The organism is Protofrankia sp. Cj5 (genome assembly GCF_917627405.1).
Taxonomy (GTDB): domain Bacteria; phylum Actinomycetota; class Actinomycetes; order Frankiales; family Frankiaceae; genus Protofrankia.
The window spans coordinates 20,955-28,097 of sequence record NZ_CAKJTO010000041.1; the positions used below are offsets into that span (position 1 = coordinate 20,955).

The 7,143-nt window shown below is 69.0% G+C and carries 6 protein-coding genes; 4 read left to right on the plus strand and 2 right to left on the minus strand.

Going from position 1 to position 7,143, the window contains the following annotated elements; all coding sequences use genetic code 11:
* The first annotated feature begins 273 nt into the window (after positions 1–273).
* Both MJ777_RS11145 and MJ777_RS11150 read left to right on the plus strand, forming a co-directional pair.
* Positions 274–1,749, plus strand: a complete 1,476-nt coding sequence (locus tag MJ777_RS11145) for an ATP-binding protein (protein WP_239312950.1) — start codon at positions 274–276, stop codon at positions 1,747–1,749.
* Positions 1,750–1,854: 105 nt separating this feature from the next.
* Entirely contained in the window at positions 1,855–2,832 is a 978-nt protein-coding gene (locus tag MJ777_RS11150; RefSeq protein WP_239375816.1) for a DMT family transporter, read from the plus strand.
* A gap of 429 nt (positions 2,833–3,261) precedes the next feature.
* Here the strand turns inward: MJ777_RS11150 and MJ777_RS11155 are convergent, their stop codons facing one another.
* Positions 3,262–3,675 (minus strand): type II toxin-antitoxin system VapC family toxin, encoded by a 414-nt coding sequence (locus tag MJ777_RS11155; protein WP_239375818.1) that lies wholly within the window; start codon positions 3,673–3,675, stop codon positions 3,262–3,264.
* Positions 3,672–3,935, minus strand: a complete 264-nt coding sequence (locus MJ777_RS11160) for a hypothetical protein (protein ID WP_239375820.1) — start codon at positions 3,933–3,935, stop codon at positions 3,672–3,674. Before MJ777_RS11160 ends, MJ777_RS11155 begins: the two co-directional genes overlap by 4 nt.
* A 178-nt stretch (positions 3,936–4,113) precedes the next feature.
* Between MJ777_RS11160 and MJ777_RS11165 the strand changes: the two genes are divergently transcribed.
* Positions 4,114–5,247: a TIR domain-containing protein gene (locus MJ777_RS11165; RefSeq protein ID WP_239375822.1), complete on the plus strand. Its 1,134-nt coding sequence runs from the start codon at positions 4,114–4,116 to the stop codon at positions 5,245–5,247.
* 968 nt (positions 5,248–6,215) lie between these two features.
* A partial coding sequence (locus MJ777_RS11170) for an NACHT domain-containing NTPase (RefSeq protein ID WP_239375850.1) occupies positions 6,216–7,143 on the plus strand: 928 nt, incomplete at its 3' end.

Here is a 7,143-nt window from a genome sequence, read left to right on the forward strand (position 1 = left end):
CCGCCTCGCCGCTGTTCAGCGGGCCGGAATCAACGCTGATGGCGGAGTTTCCCGCACCCCGGCCAGTCGCAGGTTCTCGAGGCGGTGGGCACCGACCGCGGACCACGGCCGGCTCCCGCCCGTGCTGGACGAGTAGCAGCGCGCCCGCCCCGTCGAGGATGTCGCCCCGACACACGGGACCCGGTGCGACATCCGCCCAGCCAACCAGATCCCCCGCACTCCACCGCTAGCATGCATCTACGTAGATGTCATCTACATAGATGGGATGCCCTCATGGCGTGGGACTTCGTCGGCAGAGCGACCGAGCTTGCCCTCCTGCGCAAGCGGCTGGATCAGCTGACCTCCTCCCGCGCTGGACGAGCCGTCGCCCTCCGGGGCCGGCGACAGGTGGGTAAGTCACGCCTTGTGCAGGAGTTCTGTGATCGGGCCGGTGTCCCCTATTTCTTCTTCACCGCGACCAAGGGAGCCTCACCCGTCGAATCGGTGGCCGCCTTCTTCGCGGACCTCAGGGAGTCGTCCCTGCCGACCGAGCGTGAACTCGTGCCGACCGCGGCCACCGGAAGCTGGCCTGACGCCTTCCGTGTCCTCGCCTCGGTCCTACCCGACTTCCCTGCCATCGTCGTCCTCGACGAACTTCCCTGGCTCGCGGAACAGGACGATCTGTTCGACGGGGCGCTGCAGACGGCCTGGGACCGGCTGCTCGCCGGACGCCCGGTGCTCCTCCTGCTCCTCGGCAGCGATATCCACATGATGGAACGGCTCACCGCCTACGACCGGCCATTCTTCGGACGGGCCGACAATCTTGTCCTCGGCCCCCTCAACCCGGCGGAAACGGGACGTGCGCTGGGTCTGGACGCGGCCGACGCGATCGACGCCCAGCTGGTTTCCGGTGGGCTGCCCGGTATTCTCCGGAACTGGCCAGCCGGAACTCCGCCGCTGCCCTTCATCGAACAGGAATGCACCGACCCGGCCTCGCCGCTGTTCAGCGTGCCGGAATCAACACTGATGGCGGAGTTTCCCGCACCCGACCAGTCGCGGCGGGTTCTCGAGGCGGTGGGCAGCGGAGACCGTACACACGCCAACATCGCCGCGTCCGCGGGCAGCCGCCAGGGGGCCCTGAGCTCAGGATCGCTGTCGCCACTCCTACGCCGGCTGGTCGAGGAGAAGCGGGTACTCGCTGTCGATGAACCACTGTCCACCCGCCCTGGCAAGCCCGCGCTCTACCGGGTCGCCGACAGCAATCTGCGCCTGTATCTCACCGCGCTGCGATCCGCCCAGGAACAGGCACGTCGCGGACGGCCCGAAGCGGCCTTCCGGCTTGTGCAACGCCGCTGGCCGGCATGGCGGGGCAGAGCGGTCGAACCGCTGGTCCGCGAGGCGCTGGAACTCGCGTCGGTCTCAGGCGCGCTGCCCTGGCCCGACGTCGAAGCCGTGGGCGGTTGGTGGAACCGCCAGTTCGACCCGGAGCTGGACCTCGTCGGAGCCGACCGGTCACCCGTAGCGCAACGGCTGCACTTCGTCGGATCGGTGAAGTGGCTGGGAACCGCGTTCGACAACCATGACCTCGCGGACCTCATGCGCAGCGCACCCGCGGTGCCCGGTTTCACCGTCGGCGACACGGGATTTGCCATCGTGTCCCTGTCCGGCACCGACCCAGCTCTCGACCTTACTCACGTGGATCTCGTCTGGGGTCCGGGCGAGGTCCTTTCCGCCTGGCAAACGACATCCGGCGCCGGCCACGGTGGGTAGCAACCGTCACTCACCCTATGTAGCGCAGGCCGCGCCACCGACGATCAGTGATCGGTATCGCGCACGATGGCCGGGCACGGTGCCCCAACGTGTGAAGGCTGGACGATGACCGAGGTGACCGAGCGGCACATCCAGATCGGATGGCTACCAAGCTTCATCCTGCTGTCCGCGATCTGGGGGGCAAGCTTCGCACTGATCAAAATTGCGGTCGACGAGGGCGTCCCCCCGATGTGGGTGGCGCTGTGGCGATGCTTGTTCGGCGCTCTGGCGCTCAGTGCCGTGTGCCTGGCGAAGAGGCTGCGGTTTCCCCGCTCGCACGCGACCTGGGGCCACGCGGCGGTGGTCGCGGCCCTGCTCAACGCCATGCCGTTCGCGCTGTTCGCGTGGGGTGAAACGCAGGTGAGTTCGCTGCTCGCCGGCGTTTTCAACGCGACGACGCCGCTGACGACGCTCGTCTTCGTTCTGGTGTTGGTGCCCGGGGAGCAGCCTGAGCCGCGACGGCTTCTCGGGCTGTTGATGGGGTTCGTCGGCGTTCTCGTCGTACTCGGCGTCTGGCATGGGGTGCACGGTGGCACGGTCCCCGGAAGCCTGGCATGCCTCGGAGCGGCCGCCTGCTACGGGGCCGGTTTCGCCTACACCCGGCGCTTCTTCTCCGGAGGCGGGGAGCCCGCGATCGTGCTGTCAGCCGTACAGATCTCCTGTGCGACCATGGAACTGCTGGCCGTCGGCCCACCTGTCAGCGGCCCGCCGAGCTGGCCCGGCCCTGGGGCCGGGATCGCTCTCCTACTGCTCGGAACGTTCGGGACGGGCGTGGCGTACGTGTTGAACCTCAGCGTGATCCGTGCGGCCGGCGCGACAGTCGCCTCCACGGTCACCTACCTGATCCCGCTGTGGTCCACGCTTCTCGGTACCGCGGCGCTGTCGGAGCCACTCGGCCCGGATGTCCTGATCGGCGGCCTTCTGATCGTCGTCGGCGCGGTGCTCACTCGCCCACCGCGGGCCCGCACGCCCGCGGTACCCATCCCCGCCTCGCCGATCACTCCGGACGACGGCCGGCGGCAGGAGCCGAGCCCGTCTGTCTAGAGCGACCGGCAATAGGGGGCGCGGCGTCGCGGGGCTGGGGCACACATCTCGCCGCATCGCTCCCCATCCATCGCTGCGCGATGCACGGGTACCCCGGCTCGTTGGTCGACGCCCAACACCTCCGGTGGCTCCCTCCGCCGCCTCGCGATGCACGCACCCCAACCCCACTCCTTGATCCACACCCCTATTGCCGGGCGCTCTTAGCCCGGTTGCGATCCCACGTGTGGCTTTCTCTACAAGGGATCAATCCGTTCTCCCGCGGCGATCGCCAGACGCGGATCACGCTGGCCCGGTATGTCCGCGTGGTCATCATCCTGGCTGACCACCGGAACGTCGAGGGCGAGCGCGGTGGCGGCGATCCAGCCGAACGCACAAACACGCCTTCGGACGAACATCCGGTAGACAACGCGACGTCAGACTCCGGGCGCTTCAGATTTTGATGAGAGCAACCCGCCGGCTACAGAGCACCGCGAGATCGTCAGGATCCGACGTGAGCACCGTGACCGGACCGGGGACGGCGAGCGCGGTGGCGCAGAGCATGGCGTCGATCGCGTATTTGTGACCATGCAGACCCGCATCACCCAGGAGAGCCGCCGCATGGCGGGCGATGTCCTCGGTGACGGGCTCGATGACGATGTGGGACAGGGTCCATTCGAGAGCCGGACGCCTGATGTGCGGGTGCACCACCTCGACCAGCGTCGCCGCACTGGTGATCACACGCATGTCGTCGGCGCGGGCCAGTGCGAGCCAGGCGGTGACCTCGCGGTCGCGCTGTACGGCTTTGGCGAGTCCTTCACTGTCCAGCACAAGAATGCCGCCCGGCACTACGGGCGCGCGGATCATGCCACGCTCAAGCCGGCGATGCCCTGCTGCTCGCGGGCGCGCAGCAGGGCATCGCGCCTGGCCTGAATCTCGCCATCGGTGATCGGTCCGTGTTCGGCCTCCGCGACCGCGATCAGGTCGTTGAGGTTGTCGCGTTCGATCTGGCGCGCGACGGCCGCGGCGACGTATGCGGACAGGCCTGAGGGACCGCCGCGGGCGCGGGCCGCCTCGGCGACGTCCCGAGGCATTGTGATCGAGTACTTCTGGGTAGGCTCGCTCATACTCCTTATGCTACCTCGGGTACTCCCGCTGGATGGTTGACCGCACGACCGCGCCAGCCAGAAACGCCGAACGGAAAGGCAGGACGGAAAGGCGACCGGCCACCCTCCGCGCTGTGCGCTCCGCACGCCGGGCACGCCCGACGGCTGTACCGGACGCGGATCGTGACATTCTTGGCCCATGGGTGATGGGGGCGAAGCATCTGACACGTCAGGTTCAGGCAGCGACGATCGCTACGACTTCTTCGTCAGCTACACCGGCACGGACGCCGCTTGGGCAGAGTGGATCGCGTGGCAGCTGGAGGCCCGGGTGCGGTTCGGCGAACGGCCCGCGCGGGTGTTCGTGCAGGCGTGGGACCTCGTCCCGGGCACGAACTGGGCGGCCAGCATGCACCGCACGCTGCCGGCCTCGGCCCGGGTGGTGCCCGTCCTGTCCCCCACCTATCTGACCGACTCCCGGTACGGCAACGCCGAGTGGCTGGCGATCTGGCCGGACGACCCCGAGGGGCGCAAGCGCCGGATCGTGCCGGTCCGGGTCGCGGAGTGCCAGCCCGAGGGCCTGCTGCGCTCAACCACCTACATCGATCTGGTCGGCCGCGACGAGACGGCCGCCGCCGACACGCTGCTCGCGGGGATCACCGCGTCCGTCGAAGGCCGGGCCAAGCCTGCCGTCGCCCCGCGGTTCCCCGGCGTAGCCGCACGGCCCGCGTTCCCGGGGCCGAACGGGCAACCAGCAGCCCTCAGCGAGACGACTCCGGGCAGGCTCACCACACCCAGGGTAACCGCGGGCAGGCCGGGCAAGGTCACGGAGCCGGCCGTCACGGTGCTGCACATCTCTGACACCCAGTTCGGGGCGCACCACGTGTTCGGCCGGGCCGGGCTGACCGAGGCCGACCGTGCCCACGCGTCGCTGTTCGGCCGGCTGCACGACGACCTGCGGGACCGGGCCGGCACCGATGGCCTGCGACCAGACTTCGTCGTGGTCACCGGCGACCTGACCGAGACCGGCACGAAAGTCGAATTCGACCAGGCGTACGACTTCCTCATCGCGCTGGCGGAGAGCCTGGAACTCGACCGGAACCGGTTCGTGCTCATTCCCGGCAACCACGACGTCAACGGTAGGCTTTGCAATGCCTACTTTCTGCAATGTTCAGCGGCCGACGAGGCCCCCTCCCGCCGTACTGGCCGAAGTGGAAATTTTTCGACGCCCTGCTGCGGCGGTTCTACGGCGCCGATGCCGCGGTCGGGTTCACCGTCGGCGAGGAATGGTCACTGGTCGAGATCCCCGACCGCAGAGTCGTCGTGGCTGGGCTGAACTCGACGATGGCCGAGACGCACGAGGAGCACTACGGCTGGCTCGGGGAACACCAGCTCCGTGCCGTCGCCGAGGCGCTGGGCTGCTATGAGCGGGATGGCTGGCTGCGGATCGGCGCGGTGCATCACAACCCGGTCCGGGGCGCCACCTCGGATGATGAGAACCTGCGTGACGTCGACGATCTGGACCGCATCCTCGGCCCGCACCTGAACCTGCTGTTGCACGGCCACACCCACGATGGCCGGGTCGGTTGGCTGTCCTCCGGGCTGCCGGTCGCGTCCACGGGCAGTGCGGCGGTCGATGCGCATGCCCGCCCGGCTGAGGTGCCTAACCAGTACCAGCTGCTCCGCATCGACCGGGGCGGGTTCACCCGGTATGCCCGCCGCTATGAGCCGGACCAGAAACGGTGGACGGGTGACCTGCGGGTCGATCCAGCCGGTGACTCCTGGTCGGTACGCACACCGAGCGTGTTCCGGTCGGTGCGCGCGGCCTTCCCACCACGGCCCCCGCTCCCCGGCACGGATGACGACACCGGGGGCAAAGCAGTCCTACGCCGGCGCGGACAGGATGGCCGGGGCATGGACGGCGACGGCCTTCCTGACGGGTCCTTCGGGTCGCCGCGGCAACCGCCCGACAGGCTGGACGACGTCGCCGAGGTGGCCCGGCTGCGCCACCCGGACGCGACGGTCACGCGGATCGAGGCGTCCGGCAAACTTCCCGCCCACCTGCTCATCCGCCGTGCCGAGGGCCGTGTCATCGAGCAACGGGTCGTCGGTCTGATCACCGGCGAACTCGCGGACAGCCACCTGGACGTGGCGGCGGTTGACGCGTTCGCCACAACAGTCCGGGCGCCGTACCTGGCCGCCTTCGGGACGGGCCTGTTCACCGACCTCGTCTACATCACTGGGACGCAGGCCGCGCCGGAGCTGGTCGATCACGCCGAGCGGCGCGGGGTGCGGCTGCTGAGCATGCCCGAGTACCAGGGCGTGCTGGACCTGCGCGGCTATATCGAGCGGCAGACCGACCGGCTGCGCACCGACCGGGACTACCCACCCGAGCTGTACGTACCGCAGCGCATCCGGCGGGTCGACCGCACCGCTGCCGCGGTGCCCGGCCCCGCACTTGATCAGATCGTCGAATGGCTGACCACCGACGAGGCCCGGTTCATCCTCGTGCTCGGCGACTCCGGGCACGGCAAGACCTTCCTGACCCACGAGCTCGCCCTAGCGTTACCCTGCCACCTGCCGCATGTCGACCCGATGCTGATCGAGCTGCGGCAGCTGGAGAAGTCCCTCGAGATCGACCGGCTCGTCGCCCAGCACCTGGTGGACTCCCAGGTCCGCCGGCCGGATCTGGACGCGTTCCGTTACATGCTGGCGCACGGCCGGCTGATACTGATCTTCGATGGTTTCGACGAACTCGCGGCCCGCGTCACCTACGAACGTGCGAGCGCGCACCTCGACACCATCCTGGCGGCCTTCGACGACCGGAGCGGCTCCGGCGCCGGCGGCCCGGTGGCGACCGCCAGCCGGGCGAAGATCGTTGTGACGAGCCGGGCCGAGTTCTTCCTCACCGACGGTGAGGTGTTGACGAAGACCGGGGAGAAGGTCGAGCGGACGTTCGGCCGGTTCATCGTCCGGCTGACGGAGTTCGCTCCCGAACAGATCCATGACTTCCTGGTCGGCCGGTTCGCCCGCACGCTGTCGGTGAAGGTTCCCGACCCGGACGCCCGCCGCGCGCAAGCACACCAACGGGCAACAGCCCGCCTCAAACTGATCCAGGAGGTGCGGGACCTCCCCGATCTGGCACGTAACCCCCGGCTGCTGACGTTCATCGCCGAGCTGGACGAGAAGCGGTTAGACGCGGCGCGCCAGCGCGGCGGCACGGTGACCGCGG

Excerpts from the sequence above, each read along its gene's own strand:
- MJ777_RS11145 (WP_239312950.1), top strand. The coding sequence starts at position 274 with ATGGCGTGGGACTTCGTCGGCAGAGCGACCGAGCTTGCCCTCCTGCGC.
- MJ777_RS11150 (WP_239375816.1), top strand. The coding sequence starts at position 1,855 with ATGACCGAGGTGACCGAGCGGCACATCCAGATCGGATGGCTACCAAGC.
- MJ777_RS11155 (WP_239375818.1), bottom strand. The coding sequence starts at position 3,675 with ATGATCCGCGCGCCCGTAGTGCCGGGCGGCATTCTTGTGCTGGACAGT.
- MJ777_RS11160 (WP_239375820.1), bottom strand. The coding sequence starts at position 3,935 with ATGAGCGAGCCTACCCAGAAGTACTCGATCACAATGCCTCGGGACGTC.
- MJ777_RS11165 (WP_239375822.1), top strand. The coding sequence starts at position 4,114 with ATGGGTGATGGGGGCGAAGCATCTGACACGTCAGGTTCAGGCAGCGAC.